The organism is Notoacmeibacter ruber (genome assembly GCF_003668555.1).
GTDB lineage: Bacteria > Pseudomonadota > Alphaproteobacteria > Rhizobiales > Rhizobiaceae > Notoacmeibacter > Notoacmeibacter ruber.
The window spans coordinates 478,873-500,165 of the sequence record NZ_RCWN01000001.1 but is presented as its reverse complement, the minus strand read 5'-3'; the positions used below and the strand labels follow the sequence as shown (position 1 = coordinate 500,165).

Sequence of the window (21,293 nt, the reverse complement as noted above, 5' to 3'; positions counted from 1 at the left end):
GTCGCCCGTTCAGTGAGCGGTGCGACAACACGCAGGGACTGCAATGTTCTCCGCAATCGGGAAAATCACGTCTCGAGGACTGTCATCGCGAGAGCGACACCGAGCGCGATCCCCAGGAGAGCGCAAAGAGCCAGTATGGTTCCGGTCTTCCAGATGCCATTTGCCACCGCGCCGGGAGATGCTGTTTCCGTCTCAGGATGTTCCGCCTCGGTTGCTGCCGCTTCAACCGCGGAGGCAGGCGGGCCGCGTTGGGAACGATCAGCGTAGACCGTCTCAGCTATGGCGGCCCTCTGGTCTTCTCTGCGTTCGGGGCGACGGGTTGACCGTCCGGCCTCTCGGTTATCAGCACTTGTCTCCGTCTCGCCGGATAAGGAAATGGCGCCGTCGTCTGGCAGCGTCTTCTCGGACGTCTCTTCCAATGGCCTATGAAGGCCGCGTTCGGCACGGCGGCGGGCCTTCGCTTCCTGAAAAGTCGCTCGCAAATCATCAGGCATGAGCCTTGTCCCGGCTGTGCCATCCTGCGTCGGCTTTCGCGATAGAAACGATGCTGCCATTCCTGCTTTTCGCTCCCATGACCTATCCCGGCGCGAAGCGCGCCAGCGTCAATTTTTCTCGAAGGCTAAGCGGGCATGACAAAGAATGTGTGAATCGCGGCTGGGTTCTCCACTGGCTTGTGAAAGCCTCGTCTCGCCCCTTGGGTTTCCAGCCTCCTTGCACGCATGAAAGGAGTTTGTCACAACCGCCGAAAGCGATGGAAGCGGGAGCGAAACATGCGGGTTTTAATGGTGGGCTGCGGCAATATGGGCTTTGCCATGCTCAAGGCCTGGATCGAATCTGGATGCCTCTCTCCCGACGAGACCGGCGTCGTCGAGCCAAGCGAAGAGGGCCGCGCGCGGGTCGCGGCACTCGGCGCTTCAACCTTTGCCGATCCTCCCTCTCCGGACGATTTCGGCGCCGAGTTGATCGTACTCGCCGTAAAGCCGCAGGTAATGGCCGACATCGCCCCAGCCTATCGCAGTGCCACCGCGCGTGGGGCGGCGGTTCTCAGCATCGCAGCCGGGCTTCCGATCCGGCGCTATGAAGAGATTTACGGCGACCAAACCCCGATCATCCGCGTCATGCCAAACACGCCTGCTGCCATTGGTGAGGGCATGATGGCCTATATCGCCAATGATGCCGCCGGTGGCGCGCTCATCGCCAATGTCCGGAAACTGCTGGAAACCAATGGCGCGGTGGCTGAACTCGAAGAGGAGTCTCAGATGGATGCCGTGACGGCGATATCCGGCAGCGGCCCGGCTTACGTCTTCCACTTCATCGAAGCGCTCGCAGAGGCTGGCGAGAAACTCGGCCTGAGCGCCGATCTGGCCGCACTTCTGGCTCGGCAGACCGCATTGGGCGCGGCCAAACTGGCCGCGGATGGCGAGACCGACCCTGCGGAATTGCGCCGACAGGTGACGAGCCCAAACGGCACGACCGCCGCCGGCCTTGCCATGATGATGACGGATGACCGGTTGAAGACGATGATGGCCGAGGTCGCGGACGCTGCGCGACGCCGATCGATCGAACTATCCAGCTAGCCGGATTTCTCGTCTGGCTGCATAAAAACGGCCGGCTCCGGGACTGGAGCCGACCGTCTTGTGATCCGCCTCTTTCGAGGCGGTCGGCCTGCTTCTCTTACTGGAAGACGGCGTTCGGGTTGTCGAGGCTGTCGGAGCCTTCGAGTTCGATACTTCCGAGGTCGAGCGAAGCGATGACACGCTCGATCGTGCGCGTCTGGGCGATCAGCGCATCAATGGCGGCCTGAACTCGGGCATTGCCCTCTTCATTGCCCTCGCCGATCTGCTGATCGTAGGACTCTCCGTCTTCGGCCGCATCAACGATCGCCTGCATGGCTGCAACGGTCTCGTCCAGCTTGGTCCGCATCTCTTCGTCGAGAGCGGGCTCATTTGCCTTGACCAGATCGGAGAGCGAAGGACCGGATGTGGTTTCCCCGTCCGGGCCTTCGTAGCTACCGAGATAGACGTTCTGAATGCCCTTCACATCATAGAAATGTGAATAGTGGGTGTTGTCGGAAAAGCAGTCATGCTCCTCTTCCGGGTCATGCAGCAGAAGGCCGAGCTTCATTCGCTCACCGGCCAGTTCGCCATAGGAAAGGGAGCCCAACCCGGTCAGGATCGTGCGGAATGCATCTTCCGGCGCGCCATCGGTGAGGGTCGTGCGGGCTTCGCCGCCTTCTTCCCAGTTCGCCACCATCTCTTCCAGGTCGGAGATGAGGAGGTCGGACGCGGCCTGAAGATATTCAGCGCGGCGCTCGCAATTGTCGCCTGTGCAGTCATCACCGGTTGCGAAATCGGTGGCCGGACGATCGCCTGCACCGGCATCGGTGCCGTTCAGATCCTGTCCCCAAAGAAGGAATTCGATCGCATGATAGCCGGTCGCCACGTTGGCTTCCACGCCACCGGCTTCCTGCAGCGTATCCTGAAGGAGCGCCGGTGTGATCGAGCTTGCATCGACAGTTTCGCCATTCAGTTCGAAACTCGGATTGGCAATCACATTGGCGGTGTAGGCCGTGTTGGCGTCGCTTTCGGTGCCATAAGAGGCGTCAACATAATCGATCAGACCTTCATCGAGCGGCCATGCATTCACGCGGCCTTCCCAGTCATCCACGATGGCGTTGCCAAAACGGTAGGCTTCGGTCTGCTGATAGGGAACACGCGCGGCCAGCCAGGCATCCTTGGCGGCCTGAAGCGTGTCCTCGGAGGGATCTTCAACCAGAGCATCGATCTTGGCGTCGAGGTCGCGAGCCAATTCCAGCGAGTCCGTATATTCGGCAAGAGCAATGTCGGCATAATTGTCGACGATCGCCGAGCGATCGAGTTCGTCCGCAGCGAGGGCGGGCATGGCGGCCCCGGCAAATAGTGCGGCCAGAAGACCAGTACGGATCGGGTGGCTGTTTCTCATGACGTTCCTTTCAATGTTCAGTGTAATGTCGCAGCAACCGGCCGGTCGTCCCGCGCAGGCTGTGCTTTCTTGTCGGCGATCGACGCCGTAAAGGATGCGGAGATGGGCAAGAGAGTCCGGCCGACCATTCGCAGCCGAAATCCATATTCGGCAGCGGCCATGGCCAATTCTCCGCATTTTGCCGGACATGACAGCGCTTCGGCCGCGATTTGTCCGGTCTGTTCGTCACCATGCTGTGCGGCGGCGACGAGGGCGAGAAGTAGGCCCTCATCCCGGCAAAGATGAGAAATATCCCGCCTGAAAAACCGCAACGGGCATGTGGCGCAGCGTCCCAGCGTACCGATCAGTCCCACCAGACCGTCGAATGCGATGCGGCCATCGATCTCGCCAAGTTCGTTCTGGTAGAGCATCCAAGCGGCCGCCCAGGCCTTCGGGTCGCGTTCCGCGCACCCGCTGAGGCTCGAGCGATAGCCTTCTACCACGAGACGTTCCGCAGGGCGGGACAGGTAGTCTACCGCGGCACAAGCGCGATCGTGTCGCGTATCATCGAAACGCGGCATGGAACACCTCAACAGCAATGATGACTTTTATTTCCTACTTTCCACCTTCAGTGGAGTCAAAGACTCTAGTTTACAATTCTTCCAGTGTGGAAAGGATTAGAGCGCCAATATGTGGTTGTCGAAGGAGAGGCCCGGGAGGTTGTTTCGGCCGAAGCGACCCGTTCCCGTCGAGGTGATGAAGCCTTGTGCGAGCGGGGCGGCGCCGCACAGATCCACCCCTTCTTCGACGCCTGTTACCGTGCCGGTGCGCGTATCGAGCATGATCGCCAGATCGCCGTGAGGCGATGTGATGGCCACGCGCTCCGCATCGCGATTGACGCTCACTGATCCGACATAGCCTTGAAGGCGGGTGGCCAGTTCGCCAAGCTCATAATCGCGACGCCCCTCGCCAGCCCGGAACGACAGGAGCAGCGGCGGGCATTCCGAAGCGACGCCCTGCCATTGGCAGCCGACAAAGACGGTGCCGTCCGCTGCGACATCCATGTGCCGCGTCGAAAGGCGTGACCATTCATTCGGAAGCGCATGCTTTTCCCTCAGCGAGCCATCGGACGGATCGAGGAAAACCAGCGAAGGCTCCATGGTGGCGAGATTCAGCACCTCCCGGCCATAATCAGGGTGCGTGTCCATGCCGCCATTGGCGATGATGAGGCTCTTTCCATCCGGCGAAAGCGCCAGATCATGCGGTCCGATCCCGTGACTGGACCATTCGCCGATACGGCGGAAACCATCGGTCACGTCGTAGAGGCCGAGAACACCGCGCCCGTTATCGAAATCGTTTTCGGTGGCCACCAGAAGCTTGTCGTTCTGGATGAAGACACCATGGCCGTAGAAGTGCCGGTTCGGCGGAGAATGAAAGACCACCGGCTCGCGGTCGCGCTGCTGATCGATCGCCAGCGCAAAGGTACCCGGTCGCCGGGCGAACGCAACGATATGTCGCCCGCCCTTGTCGCAGGTCACGTCGTGACCACGGCCCGGCAGAACGACGCGCCGCAGCACTTCACCATCACTGTCCAGGATGGCCATTCCGTATTGTTCGCCCTCCATCAGGGCGGTAGCGAAAAGCGGATTTCCGACCTTTTCGGCATGGACGGCCTCCGGCAAACCAAAGCCAGCCAGCAGGGCACCGAAACCCTGAAGAATGGTGCGGCGGGAAAATCCGCTCATCGGGTCAGTCTCCATCCAGAGATGAGAAGCCGGCGACGAGCCCGATAGCGCCAGAAAAACGCTCCGCAAACAGACTGCGCAGGCTGCGCGTCACGATGAGAAGATAGGCCAAGGGAGAGCGGCCTTCGGCTGTCTCGACAGCTTCGGACAAGGGTGTCTCGACCTTTTGCAGCGCCCTTTCGGCATTGTCGAACTCAAAGGCGATCTCGACTGGCAGGTTGCCGTTTTCCTCCGGCAGGAGGTTGGCCATGCCGGACCGTTGAAACAGATCGGAGAGTCCCTCGAGGTTCGCGAGGATGGCCGGCCCGGTCAGCCCGGCGCGCCACCACGCCGCCGCCTTCGGGCGAACAGAGTTCACGTCCTCGCCGAGAAATGGCGCGATGCGCGTATCGGCAATCATTTCCAACCCGTTGGTGAAAACCCCGAGCAAGGCGCGAAGCGAATCTTCCTGCGTCTGGAAATCGGCATAGGATGATGCCGGATCGACAAAGCGGGCCGCGATGCCATCCGGCTCGGTCCATTCGTCGGTCACTTCGGCGGCGGTTACCTCGATCCGCTCGGCGACGGCTTCCGCAAACCGGCAACGGAAATCACCTTCCTCTTCCGCAAGGACTTCGGCACCGGTGCCGAACAGAAGGAATTCCAGCGTACCGAGCCCCTGAAGCGCGACGCTCTTTCCTGCAAGGCTCTCGGCGTCGGTCGCCGTCGCATCTTCTTCCGCCAGAACCCCTTGCACCTGACGAAGGCCAATCCCACGACGATCGGGGAAGAAATAGATCCGCTCGGCCGCGTTCTGCCGGAGGATCGGGCCGAAGCGAACGGTCTCCACGCGCGACCATACAGTGACGGCCTCGGCGAATGATTGTCGCGCCTGATCCAGTTTCGCCGTGCCCGGATCCTCGCAAAGGCTCTGGACCGCTTCCTGAAGGGACCTCGCCTGTTCTTGCAGTGCGCGATATTCCGGCACGATGAAATCATCGACTGCGGCGGATAGGACCGCGCGCACACCGGCCTTGTCTTGCTCTTCCGACTGCGCAGAGGCTGCGCCAGGGAAAGAAAGCCCGCAGGACACGGCGAGAACTGCAAGAATGGGCTGGCGTCTCATAGCGATTCCAAAAAGGTGATCAGCGCATCGCGCTGTGATTTATCCATGGCGGCATAGGCATCGCGAGCGGCTTGAGCTTCGCCTCCATGCCAGAGGATGGCTTCTTCCAGATTGCGGGCGCGACCGTCGTGAAGGAAGAGCGTGTGGCCCGAGACCACCTCCGTCAGGCCGATACCCCAAAGCGGCTGCGTCCGCCATTCGCGGCCATTTGCGCGGCCGACCTGCTGACCGTCCGCCAGGCCTTCCCCCATATCGTGGAGGAGAAGGTCCGAGTAAGGCCAGATCAACTGAAACGCATGCGCTTTATTGGAGGCGTCGCGCCGGGTCACGAATTTCGGCTTGTGGCAGCTTGGGCAGCCGGCAGCGTAGAACGCTTCCTTCCCGGCCAGAACCTCAGGATCATCCACATCGCGGCGCTCGGGAACGGCGAGGTTCTCCGAATAGAATGCAATGAGCTCGATCACCGGATCGGGCGCCTCGGTCGGGCCAAGCCGTTCCTGTTCGCCATTCGGCTGGGCGAGACAGTCGGTCTGAGCGTCCGTACAATCGCCATAGGATTTGGGCACGGGCGGCGAAGAGATTCCGATATCGCCAGCCAAGGCCTCAGAAGACTGTTCGTGCACCGTCGCATTCTGAGCCTTCCAACCGAAACGGCCGGGGATCACGTTGGATTCCAGGCTCCCCCGAGCCCAGGCCATGCGACCGGAAATACCATCGCCATTTTCATCGTCCGGATCGGCATGACGCATCAGATCGGCGGGATGGATGGCTTGAAGAAGACCCATGCCGATCATGGGATTGGCGATCCGGGGCGAAAGACTGAGACCCTCATCGAGGGAGCCGTAGGCGAGTTCGGTCAGGCTATAATGCGGCTTGCGGAGTGAGACCTCGGTCCCGTCAGCCAGGGTAACGGGCACTTCCTCATAGCGGATTTCGACCTGTCCTTCGGGTGCCAAGGCCGGCACTGCGGCCGTCTGAAGCTGCCCGCCATAGGTATCGTCGGGAATAGCCGGCGCCAGAAAATTCTCCAGCATCTTACGTTCTTCGTCGGTCGCCGCAGGCTTGCCGAGACGGATCAGCATTGAAACGGCCGGTTCGCCCGGCGCGGGAGGATGGCCGCGGCCGTCCTTCAGGTGACAGTTCTGGCAGGCGCGCGCGTTGAAGAGTGGTCCCAGACCATCCGAGGCCTGTGTGGATGAGGGCGCGGCGACCCAGAGCTTTCTAAAAAGCGCGTTGCCAAGCTTGAAACGCTCCTCTTCCGCAAAGGTGAGGTTGGCGGAGGAATGCGAGAAGGAGTTGCGGTTGACGAACTTGGTTGACGTGGCTGCCCCACCGCTCATCGCTTCGAATGCTTCCGGCTCATCGAAGGTGGTGACGGGGCGTGTCACCTGTTCCACGCGCTGTTTGTCCTCCGCCGAGAGATCATCGCGTTCCGAGAGGCTACCGGTCACGTTCGCATAGGGCGGCAATTGCCCGCCGTCAGGTGTTTGAAGCGCCTCTTCTTCGGCGCCGGTCAACCCGGTCGTAGCGATTGCAGCGAAGACGGCCCCTACAATCGCTATCCACCCCTTACGCGCACAATTCCCTCTCCTCATGGTTGCCCCTGCTCTTCGTGTTCTTCGACAAGGCGCTGATATTCCTCCCGGCAGGGGCAGTCAAAGACGGAAATCTGGAAAACTTCCAGACTGCGATCAACTTATCGTGTCGCTCTTTCATTCCGTGGAAAGAATGCCAGCTTCCGGTGAAGTCGGGGGCCTCAGCACGATCGCTGTCGATCAACAGGCTGGCGGGTTCATCCAAATCCATTCTCAGGTAGTATGCCCGAAGCAGGAGACGCTCGACATGCGCATTCTTTACGTCGATGACGATGCCGACATTCGCGAGATTGCGGAAATGTCGCTGCAACTCGACCCCGAACTGGACGTGAAATGCAGCGATAACGGCAAGGATGCCCTCGAGATCGCGCGGGAATGGAAACCCGACCTCATTCTGCTTGACGTGATGATGCCGAATATGGACGGGCCGACTGTCCTCTCACACCTACGCGAAGAGACAGAAACCACCCATATTCCCGTGGTCTTCATGACCGCCAGAACCCAGCGGCATGAAGTGGAGCAATTCATTGCTCTCGGCGCACGGGGCGTGATCGCCAAACCTTTCAATCCTATGAGCCTTGCTTCGGAAGCACGCGGCTATCTCGGCGACGATGCGGCCTCTGTCGACCGACCGACGCGGTTTCCCGGCTCCTAGCACCCCACCTATCAGCCGAAAGACTTCTCCGGACCGGACGCATTTTCACCGGCGGCGTTTGTGACAGGCAGTTCGATCCAGAAGGTCGAGCCGTCCCCGTAGTCGCTTTCGAAACCGATCCGGCCACCCATTTCCTCGACCATCATCTTTGCAAGATGCAGTCCGAGGCCGGTCCCATTGGCTTTGCGCGTGGCGGAAGAGTCTGCCTGTGCGAAGCGCGAAAAGATGCGGGATCGAAATTGTGGTGCAATGCCCGGCCCGTCATCTTTGACGTAGATCCGTATATTGCCACCCCGCATTTCGCCGAAAACGCGCACGGTGCCGCCTTCCGGCGAGAATTTCACGGCATTTGACAAGAGGTTGGCAAGCACCTGATGGAATCGGTTGGAATCGACTTCGACCCTGACATCAAATGGCGTTCCGTCCAGATCCTGTTCGATGCCAAGCTGATCCGCAAACCCCTGATTGGCTTCGACCGCGTCGCGAATCAGGATGCCAAGGGATTCCTCCTCGATATCGAATGACATCTTTCCGGACGACATCTTCTCCAGGTCGAGAATGTCGTTGACGAGATGGACCAGTCTTTCCGAATTGGCGTGGGCGATCGTCAACAAGCGTTCCACCCCGTCAGACAGTTCGTGACTTAGCGATCCGATGATGAGGCCAAGCGACCCGCGAATAGAGGTCAGGGGCGTGCGCAATTCGTGACTGACGCTGGCCACGAACTCGGACTTCAACCGCTCCATCTCCTTCTGCTCCGTGATATCCTGAAAGATCACGATCAAATGATCGGACCCTTCGTGATCTCGGCCCAGTGAGACACTGATCAGAACCCACAGAAGGCGGCCATCCCTGTGATAGACCCTCAACTCCCGCTGATAGGTCGAGATCTCACCTCGCAAAACCTGTTCCAGCTTTCCGTCATTGAGGCTCGCCAGATCAGCCGCGTTGACGAAATCGCTGACATCGAGGCCCAACAGCTCTTGCTCGCTATAGCCGAGCAATGTGCAGAGCGCCGCGTTGACCTTGATCCACTCCCGCCCGGGCGTAACCAGCGCCATACCGACAGGCGCATCTTCGATTGCATTGCGGAACTTCTGTTCGTTGGCCTGCAGCGCCGTAACTGCGTTTTTCAGTTCGGTGACATCGGTCTGCGTTCCCACCATGCGCAGGGGGCGCCCGTCCCTATCGTAGGCTGTGATAACCGCATCGGAACGGAGCCAGATCCAACGACCGTCAGCACGCCGTATGCGATACTCCATGACCGAGCGTGCTTTTTCCTGTGCCATGCATGCGCGATCTTCTTCCTGCACTTTCGGAAGATCGTCGGGGTGCACTCTGTCGAGCCATTCGGCTTGCGGATCGATTTGTGCATCTGGAGCAAAGCCAAGCATCGTTTTCCAAGTTTCCGAAACAGTCGATGTGCCGTTGGGCAAATCGATGTCGAAAACGCCGAGATTGGCACCTTCGAGCGCCATCTTCCATCGTTCCTCGGTTTCCTCCAGCGTACGCTTGGCCTGGATCTCTCCGGTAATATCGCGAATGATCGCTGTATAGCGTGGCTCGTCGTTTTCGCCTGTCCAGCTGTTCAACTGGACGGTCAAGTGCATGGTCTCGCCACGCCAATGGACCGACCTCACTTCGTGGTCGGTCCCTCCGTCTTGCCTGTCGAGAAGGTTGAGTTGCTCAAGAAACGACTGCAGTTCCGCGTCGGTTGAGGGACCGCCTGCTAGGCGATTGACCGCCTGGTTATATCGGAGAATTTGCCCCGCACGGTCCAGGACCACGATGCCGACAACCGCCGTCTCGATAATCGAGCGGTTCTCCTGCTCGACAGCCAGGACTTCCCGGGTTTTTCGCTCGACCATTTGTCTGATCGCTTCTTGCCGGCGATCCAGAGCAAGCAAGAAGAGGCTCAGCAGGAACGTCAGCAGAAGACCGCCCGTCAGGACGTAAATTCCCTCATGGGCACTGATCACCGAGTGAAAATCAGGCGTGCTCCGCCAGATGATCGTCCATGAGCGCTCCATGACCGGCAATGTCTTCTCGATCCGAAACTCTTCGGATCGCGGCACGTTCGAAATGGTCGTGTAAATCAGGCGCGCAGGCTGTGCCTCCGGACCCTCATAGACCGAGAAGTCCAGGCTGACGCCCTGGCTCTTTGTCAGGCTGGTCATCAAAGCCTGACCGGTCACCTGGATATAGACCCAGCCTTCGAACGCCTCCTGCCGCTGGGCGACCGTGAGCGACACGGCCCCTCCGGCATAGAGCGGTGTAAAAATCAGAAAGCCCGGTTCGGGGGTATTTTGCCCAAGCTGTCGGCTGATCGCGCTGCTGCCGGTGTCACGGGCATGGAGCGCAGCGCCATTTCGGCCGGCCTGCCACTCCGGATTGGGTGTCCAATCCGATGGCTCCGATCGCGAAACGGAGAAATATTCTGTGGTGAGCGGGGTGCTCCAGCTATCCCGGCCCCAGACATGCGAAAGGTGGTAGTTGCCGATGGAGAATTGCCGGGCGGGAGAATTTTCCGGCACCCGCTTGATGACCCCGATATCGTATGACTGCTCCAGCGCGGTGTTCTTCGTTACTTGCTGGATGAAGGTTTCCCATTCCTCCGGCGTGACCTCATCCGAACTCTTGAAGAGACCGACCGCAGCATCGAGTATCTGTTCATAGCTTTCCAGCCGCTGACGAAGAGCGAACTGGTGATCGTTCACAAGGGATTCGAACGCCTTCTCGTTACGCTCGACGGCGGTGCGTTCGGTGATCCCCGATGCGACGAAGGTCAGGCAAAGCGACAAAGCGAGGATGCTGACCGTCAAACGGGTAAAGCCCGTTGCCGGGCTGCCTTTCAACGTAAGCGTCCAGGGACGCCATGGGCCGATCAGCCCGATCGGCAGGAAGACGATGACGCCGAGAACCTGACCGAACCACCACCCTGACCAGCTAAGCGGGACCTCGGCGGCCGTCACGCCGTTTTTGGCCATGATCCAGGCGAAACCGAGCGTCGGCGCTATGGCGCATATCAGCGGCCCGCAGATGAGGAGCAAGAGGCCGATATCGATGAAACTTCCAAACCGTAGCGGATTGCCGAAGAGCTTTCTGGTGATCCACGCGGCTGCGACCGCCTGCAGCGTCGGGCCGACGGCGAAGGGGATACTGGTGAAGAGGCGCCAGAGATCGGCTGTCATTCCCGACGAAACACCGATGCCGAACGACAGAAAGATAGAGCCGATGAATATGCCGGGCCACGGCTTCATGCCCCACAGGATGAGAAGCGCAATGGCAAGGCCCGCCTGCGGCCAGATAGAGATTTCGAAGTGCGCCGGCTGCGTCAAGGCCAGACCGATCAGCCCCATCGCCGGATAAGCGACGGCAACCATGGCGAGCTTCAGAAGATAGGGAATCTGGGGAGGCTTCATGGCGTAAGCGACCTAGCCCGGTGAATGCTGGGCCGCTGAGGCCATGAGAGAGGCGAAGCGGCCTTCAACAGCCTTGGCTTCATCGCTGACGGCAGACAGCGGCCCGGCGACGTCCTGCCCCTCCCGGCAGGCCGTTTCGAGGGCCATTGCGAGTTCCGACAGACGCGAACAGCCAAGAATTCCGGCGCGGGAGACGAGCTTGTGCGCACGCGCCTCGATCACATCAACGGCTGCGACGTCGCACTGCTGCAACTCCGACGAGAGCTGCCTGAGGTTGGAGACGAACATCTCTATTCGATCGGCAGGGAAAATCTCAAGCAGCTCATCGAACGCTTCCTGATCGAAACCACCGGCATTCATCCCAAACTGTCCTCCAATTATCGAAAATCAGGCACGGACCTTTATGGGCGGGTCGAAGACCTCGTCGGCTTCCGTGACGGTCCTCCCTCGCCCCTGTGCTTTTGCCTGGTAGAGCGCCGCATCGGCAAACCGGACCATATCGGCCGGCGACCTGCCCTTTCTGAAGGTGCTGACGCCTGCGCTGAACGACGCTTTGAACGTGTCGTTATCCACTTCGAAAGCAGAGGCTTCAAAGGTTTCACGAAGCCTGTCGACAACATGCGCGGCTGACTCAAGATCGGTGTCGAGAAGGACGACGCCGAACTCTTCGCCGCCCAGTCGCCCGATAAGGTCGGTCTTTCGAAGAGCCGTCGACAGAAGCGTGGCCAGCGAACGGATCACACGATCGCCAACCTGATGACCGTAGGTATCGTTGACGGACTTGAAGTGATCGAGATCGATCAGGGCGACACTGATTTCCGCATCCGTACGGGAGCTTCGCCCGATCTCGCTTTCCAGATGGGCGTGAAACCGCGCATGATTGAGCAAGCCCGTCAAACTGTCCCGTTCGATCAGGCTCTTGAGGGCCCCCGCCCTTTCCAGGCGCATCTGGACAATCTCGCGCAGCCGGCTCGGCATGATTGGCTTCATGATGAAGTCGTCACCACCCAGACGACGCGCCTGAAGCTGCCGCAGAGGATCCCGCTCACCGGAAAGGAAGATGATCGGCAAAGACAGATTCTGCTGGTCCTGGCGGATGATGCGCGCCAGTTCCAGGCCATCGACATCGGGCATCTGCAGATCAAGCAGTATCGCGTCGACAGTATGGTTCTGTAGATATTTGAACGCCTCACGCGCGCTTTCGACCTCGCCAACGCTCATGTCTTCGCTCCGCAGCGCTTGCGCGCCGATCTCGCGGGTCATCTGATCATCATCGACAATCAGGACATGCGACTGACGGGTCGCCTCAAGCGTATAAAAATGGCGGACCCAGCTTGTCAGATCCTCGCTCGACAAAGGTGCATCCACGATACCGGCGATACCTTCACGTGCCGCCTGTAGTCGCGCCTCGAAGGACCCGCCTCCTGCGATCTTGATGGTCGGCGCATCACACGGCGTCGCGCTCCACTGCTCCAGCGCTCCAGCAGCGGCCTCGTTGACAATGGCGAGGTAGACCGGCGGCAAGAGGTCAAAATCCAGCGGCACGTCGACAAGTGCGGGTACCGGCGTAAAACGGAGTTCGCTGACGACGGCCGAGACCTGAGCGAGGGACAAGCCTTCATCAAAGATGAGGATCGTTCCACGGCTTCCTTCGGCCGTAATAGCGTTCTGCATGGCTTCTCCAATTCTGGGTCTTTGCAGAGAAGAACAAAGCCGGGGCGTAGTCCCCCATAATTCGTGTACCGGCTGTAGAAAGTCTTAATGACTTTGCCTTTCAGCGTGTGTCAGGCCGCTTTGTTAGTATTTTGGAAGCGAAAGCGGCGAATAATATGAACTCGTACTGTGAGGAGAAACGATCGTGACGGCTTCCGCCGATGGGCCCATCATCCTTATCGTCGATGACGACCCCGATTTCAGAGAAATCCTGAGTGGTGTTCTTCGGCGCAACAACTTCCAGACGATCGAGGCGACCAACACGGAGGAGTTGCGCGGTTTCGTCGACTCTAGCGAATTCGATTGCGTGCTTCTGGACTACAGGCTGGATGGAGAAACAGCCTTTCACGTGATGGATGTCCTGTCGGGCTCAGCCAATGCGGATGCGCCGGTCATCATGATGACTGCCTCTCAGGAACAGAGTGTAGCGATCAAGGCTTTCCGGTCAGGGGTCTCCGATTTTCTGCCCAAGACCAGCCTTGGTTTTCGAGACCTTGGCAACGTGATCCGAAAAGCAATCGAAGACAAGCGGCGAAGCCTTTCCGAGCAGTATGAACTGGAGCGCCTGCGCCAGGAGCGGGCGATCGATATCGTAACCGGCACGTTCAGCCGGAAGGAGTTTGAAAAACGGCTCCGCGCCGGACGCGCCACCGCGGCCTCGCCGCAGCTTGTTATCGTCGCCTCGATGAACCGCTTTTACGCCGAGGCCCTGCAACGCTTTGGCCAGAAACAGGCCGACACCTTCTTACGTGAGACGGTCAAGCGGATGCGAGACTGCTCGGACCCGGAGGATATCTGGGGTCGGATCTCAGGTGGGGCATTCGCATGCCTTCCCTCCGCCATCTCGGACCGGGCGAAACTGCGTGACCGCCTCAATGCCCTCACCGAAGCTCTGACATTCGTCTTCCGGGTCGGCTCCGCGACGATGGAAGCGCATCCCGAGACGAGCGTTCTGGACACTTCAGACGAGACAGCCTCCCTTTCCGAGCAGCTTGACCAATTCGGCGAGATTGCAGCCCAGCCTGTCACACAAGCCGGTGCCGAAGGGCCGAAGAGCGTGCCTCAGGAAGAAGCCAACGCCGAGCCAGAGCAGGTGGAACGCCGCCGCGAACGCCGCAATCGCGTTCTCAAGGCTGCGAAGATTCTGATCGGACCCTCGACCATTGATTGTGTCGTCAGGGATACATCCGATCTCGGCATGCGTTTAAGGCTTGAACAATACGCCCCGCTCGTTTCGAACTTCAGCATCTATCTTGCGGAGACAGGCGAGAAGAGGCCGGTGGTGCTGCGCTGGCAGCGAGGCCGCGAATGCGGGGTCGAATTCGTTTGAGACGGTGCTTCGACACGCTGGCTCAACGCCTTAGGGCGTCGCTGTGCCGGCCAGTATACGCTTCACATCATCGACCAATTCCATCGGACGGAAAGGCTTCGGAATGACGCCTTGGGCCCCGAGCTCGAAATAGCGGTCGACTTCCTGCTTCTGGGTCCGCGCGGTCACGAAAATGATGGGGATAGCCGCCGTCTCCGGCTGGCTCCGCAAGCGACGCAGCGTTTCCGGTCCGTCGATCACTGGCATCATCACATCGAGAAGGATGACCTCGGGGCGCCATTGTTTCGCGAATGGCACTGCTTCCTCGCCCGACGAGCAGGATTTGACCTCGAACTGTTCTCCGATCTCCAAGGAGATAACGGCGATCTCACGGATATCGGGCTCGTCATCGACGTAAAGGACGCGCATCTTCTCCATCTGTCCGATTCCATATCGTTCAAAAGGAGCTTTTAAACCTGAGTAGCTTGAATTTTCCCTAAAGGCTCCTGGCGGTCATCTTCCGCCCCGTCCGTGATTTTCTGCTTCAGCACTGTCGCAAGGATATCCGTAAGATCGCACGAATGGCCTCGGGCCGAGAGTTCCACGACGACCGTACTGTCCGGGATTGCTGGCTGAACACTCTCCCACGCCTGCTCGGAGAAGCCGGCGCCGCGAACCACCAGGTCGAAGTCGGTGCTGCTCAGTTTGTTCAGCGCAGCCTCCTGCGAGCAAACCTGCTCAATCACCGTGCCGGCAGAAACCGGTTCGTTGATCCCGACACTGAAGTCGGCGCTGGTGCCGATACAGAGAACCTGAAAGGACGTGCCTGCAAGACCGGCTGAGCGTCTCTCTGCTTCGTCTCGTTGCGGCAGCGCCTCGACCGCAGGGAATTCGACGATGAAGGTTGTTCCTTTTCCCGGTTGCGTTTCAAACGTGATTGAGCCGTCCATACGTTCAACCAGAGCCTTGCAGATGCTGAGGCCCAGACCTGTCCCGCCTTTCGAACGATTGTCGACGGATTCCAGCTGTTCGAATTTCTCGAAGAGCCGTGGCTGGAAGGAGGCGGGAATACCGGGGCCATCGTCGGAAACCGATATCCTGACCCGGTGTCCATCGCGTTTGAGCCCGACAACAACCCTTCCCCCTGCCGGAGAGAATTTGAGCGCGTTGGACAGAAGGTTATCGATGATCTGATTGAAGCGCTCCGGGTCGATCAGGGCGGCCGCGCCCGGCGCGCCGTTTTCGAACCGGACATCGACCCCCTCCGCTGTACCGAAGTTCGCATTGGCCTCGATAGCCTGCACGATCAGTGGATCCAGCGGGTGTGAACTGATCATGAAAGGCATCGAGCCGCTCTCGATCTTCTCGATGTCGAGAATATCGTTGATCAGATTCTTCAATCTCTCGCTGTTGTGAAGGGCCAGCGAAAGAAGCCGTCTGGTCGGAGCGGGTAGGTCGCCCTGAGCGCCACTCGAAAGAAGGCTCAGGGCACCATGAATCGAGGTCAGCGGTGTACGAAGCTCATGGCTGACCGTTGCCACGAACTCGTTCTTCATCGCTTCGTTGCGTTTCTGGTTGGTGATATCGAAGATACTGCCGTCCCAGACCAGCCTCTCCTGGCTGTCGAGACGGGGCTCAGCGGTAAGTTGCAGCCAAACGCGATGATTGAGCGGATGAATATACGTCACCTCCAATGACCAGCGATTGCCGGTCTCCGCAGAGGTGGCAAGTAATGTTCTAAGCCGCTGGCCATCCTCCTCCCCGAGAAGGGTGTAGAGGAAATTCGGCGAGGCGAGGAACGTCTCACGGGGAATGCCGAAGACGCGCCGACTGCCGCCGGAAACGTAGAGAAAGTGAAGCCGGCCTTGCGGATCGAGCGTGAGCTGGAAAAGCATGCCCGGCGCATTGTTTGCGACAGCAACAAGTTGTGCTTCCTTTTCCGCATTGGAGCCGATTGCCCAACGGCGCTGCTGCTCGGAGACGATGAGCCCGCCGAGAAGAAGGACCGCCAGGAAGTTGGTCGGCGCAAACAGGCTGGCGGAGCGTATGAACACATCCATCGGCACGGAACTGAGGAAAAAGATCGTCAGGGTCGGCACAGTCGCAGCAGCCAGCGCCTGATAGAAAATATATTCTTTCGATGGCTCGCGGCCGCGCCACATGGCCCACCAGCCCCACAGAAGAACGGATGCGACAGCCGCCGAACCGATGGCGGCGGCTCCGGGAACGGCGCCCATACCGCCGTAGCTAAGGCGGATCAGCATCATCACCGCCGCGCTGATCAACGCGCTCAAGGGACCGCCAATGGCACCGGAAAGAGCCGCCACCGCATTGCGCGGATCTGTTCTCACGCCGGGTATGATCTCGATGGAGTTGGACATCACGATGGCGCCCGTCACCGCGAATACAACCCCGTAGACGAGACCGCCCAGCCAAAAGGATCGCTTCAAAGTGGCGCCGAAAAAGATGCAGCAAAGAACGGCAACAACAATAACTGAGCCGCCTTCGATCATCGCGATGATGGAATCCATGAGCCGCGCCCTCCCGGTGACAAGTCATGCCGGGCAACAACGTCGTCATCGCCCACCAAGCCGATTGTCACATCGGAAGAGTGAGTAAAAATCGTTCAGAAGAAGTTTACGGCGGTGCATTCGGGTAGTCGCACTATTCTTTGGACCTTCAGCCTCGCGGCTCCGCTGCCCGCCAGTTCAGGATTGGGCCTCGCGCAGAGGCAGAGCGCGCAACGGATATTGGGAGGCTGGGTTTCACGACCGGCCCGCCTGCCGCCTTCGTCAGGCGGCGCATGCACGCATGGCAAATCAAGAGAGGGAACATGATAACGGGTTCGGCATTTCGCTCATCGGTTCCGTTTGCCAAATGCCGCGTCCTCCTACATAGACAGGCCGGACGAGTAGAAAGCGAAAGCAAAACATGCCTAATGACGTGACGATTGCATCGATCCTAACCGATGATTACGACCGCGTTCTGAACGGATGGCTGAAGGTTCAGTCGAAGGAAGGTGTCAAGCGCACCGATCTTGTTTCCGGCAAGGAGTCCGAACAACAAAGTCGTGAACTTCTGACAGCCATGACGAAGGTCCTTCCGGAAGTGGCGACCGACGACAGTCTCGATCTGACGAATCCCGAATGGGAGCCGGTCCGCGACGCGCTGGAAGAGATTGCGGACAACCGGACGCAAAGAGGCGTTTCCACCACCGAGATGGGGTGGTTCATCGCATCGTTGAAGCAGCCCTTCTTCGAAATCCTGCAAAGCGAGCTGTCCGAAAAGCCGCGCGTTCTGATGCGCGAAACGTGGAATGCGACGCGTCTCGTCGATCAGATCAGCCTGCATGCGATTGAGACGCTGGTCGAAAAGCGCGAAGCGATTATCGAGCGCCAGCGCGCCGAGATGACGGAAGTCTCCGCTCCCGTGGTGAAGATCTGGAACCGCATCGTGACGGTTCCCCTTATCGGCACGCTGGATTCGTTCCGATCGCAGACGGTCATGGAGAACCTTCTCGATGCGATCGTTCAATGGGAGGCCGAAGTCGCCATTATCGACATCACCGGTGTCTCGACCGTCGATACGATGGTGGCCCAGCACCTCCTGAAGACAGCTTCGGCCGTTCGCCTGATGGGCGCGGAATGCGTCATTTGTGGCATAAGCCCCAAGATTGCGCAGACCGTTGTCAATCTAGGCGTAGAACTGCCGAACATCGTGACGCGCGTCGATCTGGAGAGCGGCCTCGCCTACGCTTTCGACCGCATCGGCGTTTCAGTTGGGAAGCGATAAGCCATTGTACGACAACGCCAGCCCTGTCCCCATAATGACGATCAATGGCTGCGTTATCGTGGCGATACGAGACGATCTCGATGATCAGGAGATCGTTTCGTTACAGGACCAGCTCGTCGAGGAAGTGGCCCGCCGGAGCGCCCATGGCGTCGTGATCGACATCTCGAGCCTTGAGATCGTCGACACCTTTGCGGGCCGAATGCTCGCAGCCATGGCGCAGATGGCGCGCGTGATGAATGCGCGAACAATCATCGTTGGCATGCGCCCGGCCGTCGCCATGACGCTGGTCGAACTGGGCATGACGCTTGATGGCGTCGAGACAGCACTGAACGCGGACCGGGCGATCGACACCATTACGGGCGACCGCACGAAAGAGTCGTGAAAGAGAGGGCTGCCTCCGTGGCGTTGCGCACTTCCAACGATGTCGCTTTCGCCAGACAGGCTGCCGCCAAAGCGATGGCGGCGATCAACGCATCCCCCATCAAACGGACGAAATTCGTCACGGCGGTCTCGGAGATTGCAAGAAACGCCGTGATTTATGGACGAGGTGGCATCATCACTTTCGAGCAGGTAGGCCCCGCAGGACAACGCCGTGTCGTCGCGATCTGCGAAGATCGCGGACCCGGCATCAATGACGTCGATGCCGCGCTGAAGGACGGCTTCACCACAGGAAAGAGCCTTGGACTCGGCCTTGGCGGCGCCAAACGGCTGGTGGACCGGTTCGAGATCGTATCGTCCTTGCGAAGCGGAACACGGGTCACTCTCGAATGTGGTGCCCGATGATTTCCATACAGATCGAAGACGAGAGCCAGATCGGCACGGCGCGGCGCGCAGCCACGCAGGAAGCCAAGAACGCCGGCCTTTCTGCCGAAGAAGTCGACCGGCTGGCGATCATCGTCACGGAGGCCGGCACGAACCTCGCCCGGCACGCCCATAACGGTGAATTGCTGATCGGCATCGAGGGCAGTGGAGACACGCGACAGGTGACTCTGGCAGCCCTCGATGGCGGGCCAGGCATCTCGAATGTCGAAGCCGCCATGGTCGACGGCTTCACCACCTCGAAAGAAAAGCCTCACGGCATTGGCGGCGGTCTCGGCTCGATGGAGAGGCTGGCGGACGACTTCGAAATTTATAGCAGCCCATCCGGGACCGTCGTTATTGCGAAAGTCGGCAAGCAGCGCCCCGCCAGGAGGGTTTACGATATTGCCGGCCTGATTGTCCCGAAACCGGGCTTCGAAGAGGGCGGCGACACCTTTGGCGTGAATGTCGGCAAACATTCGACCATTGTCATGTTGATGGATGTGCTCGGGCATGGGCCGAAGGCAGCGCGCGACGCCGCCACCGGCGCCGATGCCTTTCGCCGCGCCGGAAACGCCTCTTTGGAAGAGACAGAGGCGATGGTGGCAGACGCTCTGGCCGGCAGCCGTGGTGCTGCCGCTCTTTTGGTCGAAATTCCCCATGAAGCCGGAATGGTGAGATGCATGGGAATTGGAAATATCAAAGGCGACATTCTCCACCGGGATGGCCGCCGTCACGGAATACCCTCGCAGCCCGGCATTGTCGGAGCGTCCTCCCGACGCGCGCGGGTGACTGAGCATGACTGGCCCGAAGGCGCCGTCCTTATTCTGGCCACGGATGGTTTGAAGACGAGCCCGGCGATTGCGGAGCCGCCTTCCCTCTTCTTTCGCGGCGCAGAGATCATTGCCGCCGCGCTTTACAAAATTCGACGGCGCGGAACGGACGATTGCGGAGTTCTCATAGCGAGGGCGCGCCCGTGAAATCCGTTGTGACGTCAATCGCGCTCGAGCAGGACGGTGACGTGTCGCACACGCGCCGAACGGCCCGCCTGATCGCCAAGGTTGGCGGAGCACCGAGCCGGGACCAGATACGCTTTGCCACCGCCGTATCGGAGATCGCCCGAAACGCCCTGCAATATGGCAAGGACGGCGTTGCCGAATTTTCCTTCACCGAAGGCAAGCATCACATCTGCCTCGTCGCGCGCGTTCAGGACCATGGCGGCGGCATCGAGGGAATCGGTGGGCTGCTGCGCAACCGCCACCAGTCGCACAAGGGCCCCGGTCTGGGCCTTTCAGGGTCGCAGAAGCTGGTCGACAACTTCTCGGTGGACACCAGCGAGGCCGGGACCACGGTCGATTTGGCGCTCAACCTCAAGACGGATCTTGCCTCCGCCGACCTGGCGCAGGTGGCCGCCGAGGCACTTGTGAAAGCGACACACGGATCGCCGATAGAAGAGCTTGGCGAGCAGAACCGCGCCCTTCGCGATGCCCTGGCTGAGCAACAGTTTCTTCTGCGCGAGATGCATCACCGGACCAAGAATAATCTGGCGATCATTCAATCACTCGCGCTGATGCAGGCCCGGCAGTCGAACCAGGAAGAAACGCGAAATGCGCTGAACGATTTTACCGGACGAATCCAAGCCTTCGCCAATGCGCACAACCTGCTCCATCAGGCCGATGACGTTACCCATGTCGATCTGGAGCAACATATCGAGACGCTCGCCGAACGGCTGCGACTGGCATTCGATCAGAGTGGAGTGACCATCGAAGTCAACAGTGAGCCGCTGTCGGTTTCCTTTGATACGGCGACCGAGATCGGCCTGATCGTCAACGAACTTCTGACGAATGCTGTCAAACATGCGTCCGGTGACGACAAGACGAAGCGGAAGGTCTGGATCGATGCGTCGCAGACCGACAACAAGATTCGCCTGACGGTGCGGGACAACGGGCCTGGACTGAAGGACGCCGAAAAGGTCCTCCGCCAGTCCCGTTCCCTCGGCTGGAAGATCATTCAGGGCTGCGTCCGCAAGCTGAATGCCGGTATCGAAACGGATGGCTCGAACGGCCTTGCCGTGACGATCGAATTCGACGCGCGCACAGCCCGATAAGGCCATCCTCGCCGTTAAGGCCGAGAGACTGCAATCGTATCGCCTCCCCTGGCCCTGTCCGAAACATCCTTCCCGCGCAGTCAGACGGCACATGTCTGAGGCAGGGCGCATG

General features: G+C 59.7%; 19 protein-coding genes. 8 read left to right on the top strand and 11 right to left on the bottom strand.

Going from position 1 to position 21,293, the window contains the following annotated elements; genetic code table 11:
• Window positions 1-65 precede the first annotated feature (65 nt).
• Window positions 66-494: a hypothetical protein gene (locus D8780_RS02385; RefSeq protein WP_147440266.1), complete on the bottom strand. Its 429-nt coding sequence runs from the start codon at window positions 492-494 to the stop codon at window positions 66-68.
• 276 nt (window positions 495-770) lie between these two features.
• Between D8780_RS02385 and proC the strand changes: the two genes are divergently transcribed.
• Window positions 771-1,577 carry a pyrroline-5-carboxylate reductase gene (gene proC / locus D8780_RS02380; protein ID WP_121644195.1) on the top strand — a complete coding sequence of 269 codons (807 nt, stop codon included), beginning with the start codon at window positions 771-773 and terminating at the stop codon, window positions 1,575-1,577.
• 97 nt (window positions 1,578-1,674) lie between these two features.
• Here the strand turns inward: proC and D8780_RS02375 are convergent, their stop codons facing one another.
• From D8780_RS02375 to D8780_RS02355, 5 genes are all read right to left on the bottom strand, one after another.
• Window positions 1,675-2,961: an imelysin family protein gene (locus D8780_RS02375; protein WP_121644194.1), complete on the bottom strand. Its 1,287-nt coding sequence runs from the start codon at window positions 2,959-2,961 to the stop codon at window positions 1,675-1,677.
• A gap of 17 nt (window positions 2,962-2,978) precedes the next feature.
• On the bottom strand, window positions 2,979-3,521 hold the full coding sequence (locus D8780_RS02370) for a hypothetical protein (RefSeq protein ID WP_121644193.1): 543 nt from the start codon (window positions 3,519-3,521) through the stop codon (window positions 2,979-2,981).
• Between the two features lie 96 nt (window positions 3,522-3,617).
• Window positions 3,618-4,685: a DUF1513 domain-containing protein gene (locus tag D8780_RS02365; protein ID WP_158598419.1), complete on the bottom strand. Its 1,068-nt coding sequence runs from the start codon at window positions 4,683-4,685 to the stop codon at window positions 3,618-3,620.
• Window positions 4,686-4,689: 4 nt separating this feature from the next.
• Entirely contained in the window at window positions 4,690-5,790 is a 1,101-nt protein-coding gene (locus D8780_RS02360) for an imelysin family protein (protein WP_121644191.1), read from the bottom strand.
• Window positions 5,787-7,385, bottom strand: a complete 1,599-nt coding sequence (locus D8780_RS02355) for a di-heme oxidoreductase family protein (RefSeq protein WP_121644190.1) — start codon at window positions 7,383-7,385, stop codon at window positions 5,787-5,789. The genes D8780_RS02360 and D8780_RS02355 overlap by 4 nt, the downstream gene beginning before the upstream one ends.
• 133 nt (window positions 7,386-7,518) lie before the next feature.
• On the opposite strand from D8780_RS02355, the gene D8780_RS02350 reads away from it, so the two are divergent.
• Window positions 7,519-8,040: a response regulator gene (locus tag D8780_RS02350; protein WP_342633419.1), complete on the top strand. Its 522-nt coding sequence runs from the start codon at window positions 7,519-7,521 to the stop codon at window positions 8,038-8,040.
• An 11-nt stretch (window positions 8,041-8,051) separates the two neighbouring features.
• Here D8780_RS02350 and D8780_RS02345 read toward each other — a convergent pair whose 3' ends face one another.
• Genes D8780_RS02345 through D8780_RS02335 form a run of 3 tightly spaced genes read right to left on the bottom strand, consistent with a single transcriptional unit; the run spans window position 8,052 to window position 13,136 of the window.
• The gene (locus D8780_RS02345; protein ID WP_121644189.1) at window positions 8,052-11,462 is read right to left on the bottom strand and encodes a PAS domain S-box protein; all 3,411 of its coding nucleotides are present in this window, start codon (window positions 11,460-11,462) and stop codon (window positions 8,052-8,054) included.
• Between the two features lie 12 nt (window positions 11,463-11,474).
• Entirely contained in the window at window positions 11,475-11,822 is a 348-nt protein-coding gene (locus tag D8780_RS02340; protein WP_121644188.1) for an Hpt domain-containing protein, read from the bottom strand.
• A gap of 27 nt (window positions 11,823-11,849) precedes the next feature.
• Window positions 11,850-13,136, bottom strand: coding sequence for a GGDEF domain-containing protein (locus tag D8780_RS02335; RefSeq protein ID WP_121644187.1), 1,287 nt, complete (start codon window positions 13,134-13,136; stop codon window positions 11,850-11,852).
• Between the two features lie 184 nt (window positions 13,137-13,320).
• Between D8780_RS02335 and D8780_RS02330 the strand changes: the two genes are divergently transcribed.
• The gene (locus D8780_RS02330) at window positions 13,321-14,505 is read left to right on the top strand and encodes a response regulator (protein WP_121644186.1); all 1,185 of its coding nucleotides are present in this window, start codon (window positions 13,321-13,323) and stop codon (window positions 14,503-14,505) included.
• 30 nt (window positions 14,506-14,535) lie between these two features.
• On the opposite strand, the gene D8780_RS02325 is transcribed toward D8780_RS02330, so the two are convergent.
• Both D8780_RS02325 and D8780_RS02320 read right to left on the bottom strand, forming a co-directional pair.
• Window positions 14,536-14,922, bottom strand: a complete 387-nt coding sequence (locus D8780_RS02325; protein ID WP_121644185.1) for a response regulator — start codon at window positions 14,920-14,922, stop codon at window positions 14,536-14,538.
• A gap of 32 nt (window positions 14,923-14,954) precedes the next feature.
• Window positions 14,955-17,015, bottom strand: coding sequence for an ATP-binding protein (locus D8780_RS02320; protein ID WP_121644184.1), 2,061 nt, complete (start codon window positions 17,013-17,015; stop codon window positions 14,955-14,957).
• Between the two features lie 400 nt (window positions 17,016-17,415).
• On the opposite strand from D8780_RS02320, the gene D8780_RS02315 reads away from it, so the two are divergent.
• From D8780_RS02315 to D8780_RS02295, 5 genes are read left to right on the top strand one after another with little or no spacing between them, the layout of a single operon-like run.
• Complete coding sequence (locus tag D8780_RS02315) at window positions 17,416-18,276, top strand: STAS domain-containing protein (RefSeq protein WP_121644183.1); 861 nt, start codon at window positions 17,416-17,418, stop codon at window positions 18,274-18,276.
• 4 nt (window positions 18,277-18,280) lie between these two features.
• Entirely contained in the window at window positions 18,281-18,658 is a 378-nt protein-coding gene (locus D8780_RS02310) for an STAS domain-containing protein (RefSeq protein WP_245412226.1), read from the top strand.
• On the top strand, window positions 18,655-19,059 hold the full coding sequence (locus tag D8780_RS02305; protein ID WP_121644181.1) for an ATP-binding protein: 405 nt from the start codon (window positions 18,655-18,657) through the stop codon (window positions 19,057-19,059). The genes D8780_RS02310 and D8780_RS02305 overlap by 4 nt, the downstream gene beginning before the upstream one ends.
• Window positions 19,056-20,054 (top strand): ATP-binding protein, encoded by a 999-nt coding sequence (locus tag D8780_RS02300; RefSeq protein ID WP_158598417.1) that lies wholly within the window; start codon window positions 19,056-19,058, stop codon window positions 20,052-20,054. The genes D8780_RS02305 and D8780_RS02300 overlap by 4 nt, the downstream gene beginning before the upstream one ends.
• Window positions 20,051-21,181, top strand: a complete 1,131-nt coding sequence (locus D8780_RS02295) for an ATP-binding protein (RefSeq protein WP_147440265.1) — start codon at window positions 20,051-20,053, stop codon at window positions 21,179-21,181. Before D8780_RS02300 ends, D8780_RS02295 begins: the two co-directional genes overlap by 4 nt.
• Window positions 21,182-21,293: the final 112 nt, after the last annotated feature.